Source organism: Agromyces sp. P1_H4, from assembly GCF_056405255.1.
In genome coordinates, this window is record NZ_JBFUCL010000547.1 from 1 (window position 1) to 1,312 (window position 1,312).

Consider the following 1,312-nt stretch of genomic DNA (forward strand, 5'->3'; position numbering starts at 1 on the left):
CCCCTGGGCGGCGAGATGCCCGCCCACGTGACCGTGTTCACCTCGGGCGGCCGGGTCATCGTGACCGGACGCGACTCGTCGTCGTCGGCGAGATCGGAGCGTGCGCGAACGATGCGCTCGACGAGCGACCGCATCGGCACGACCACGTCGAAGTCCTCGGTCTCGAAGAGGGCGAAGGTGCGCAGCCCGAGGACCGTCGGGCTCTCGTCGAGGATGCCGCGCGGATACAGGATCGCCGTGTAGACCGCGAGGATGCCGGAACCGGCGACGAGGCGCACCGAACCGTCCTCGACGCGCCCGGCGCGCTGCAGGTAGGTGTGCAGGTCACCGAGCGACAGGCTGTCGGCGAGCGTGAGTTGTTGAACCATCTGCTGTCTAAACTACCAAGGGAGCGCCGCCGCCCCCTGACGTCGGCGTCTTCGGCGTCGTCCAGCGGCCGCCCCCATGACACGGAGGAACGATGAACGGTCCCATCGACGGCCTGCTGAGCACCCTGAACCTCACCGACACGGGCGCCCGCACCACCGAGGACATCTTCACGGGGCCGTCGCAGTGGATGCCGCTCGGCCGGGTCTTCGGCGGGCAGGTGCTCGCCCAGTCCATCGTCGCCGCCATGCACACCGTGCCGTCCGACCGCACCGTGCACTCGATGCACGGCTACTTCCTGCGACCCGGCGACGTGCAGCACCCGATCACCTTCTCCGTCGACCGCATCCACGACGGGCGGTCGTTCTCGACGCGGCGCACGCAGGCGTACCAGCACGGCGAGCCGATCCTGTCGCTCATCGCCTCGTTCCAGACGCACGACGACGGCGTCGAGCACCAGGTCGACATGCCGCACGACCTCCCCGAGCCCGAATCGCTGCCGTCGACCGCCGACGTGCTCGGCCACGTCGACCACGACGTCGCACGATACTGGTCGAGCGAGCGGGCGTTCGACGTGCGCCACATCCCGTCTCCCGTGTACCTCCGGGTCGACGGCGACCGCGTGCCGCGCCAGGCCGTGTGGATGAAGGCGGTCGGCACCCTCTCCGACGATCCGAAGCAGCACCGCGCGGCCCTCGCCTACGCGAGCGACTACACGATCCTCGAACCGGTGCTCCGCGCCCACGGCGTGGCGTGGGCGACGCCCGGGCTGAAGGTGGCGAGCCTCGACCACGCGATGTGGTGGCACCGCGACGCGCGTGTCGACGAGTGGCTGCTGTACACGCAGGAGTCGCCCTCGGCGAGCGGCGGGCGCGGGCTGTCCCTCGGCCGCATCTACACGCGCGAGGGCGTGCTGATCGCCAGCGTCGCGCAGGAGGGCATGATC

At 70.5% G+C, this 1,312-nt stretch carries 2 protein-coding genes; one reads left to right on the top strand and one right to left on the bottom strand.

Annotated features, from left to right (window positions below):
* A partial coding sequence (locus tag AC1DY2_RS19835) for a DUF8010 domain-containing protein (protein WP_476763972.1) occupies positions 1-368 on the bottom strand: 368 nt, incomplete at its 3' end.
* Positions 369-460: 92 nt separating this feature from the next.
* Between AC1DY2_RS19835 and AC1DY2_RS19840 the strand changes: the two genes are divergently transcribed.
* A partial coding sequence (locus AC1DY2_RS19840) for an acyl-CoA thioesterase (RefSeq protein ID WP_476763973.1) occupies positions 461-1,312 on the top strand: 852 nt, incomplete at its 3' end.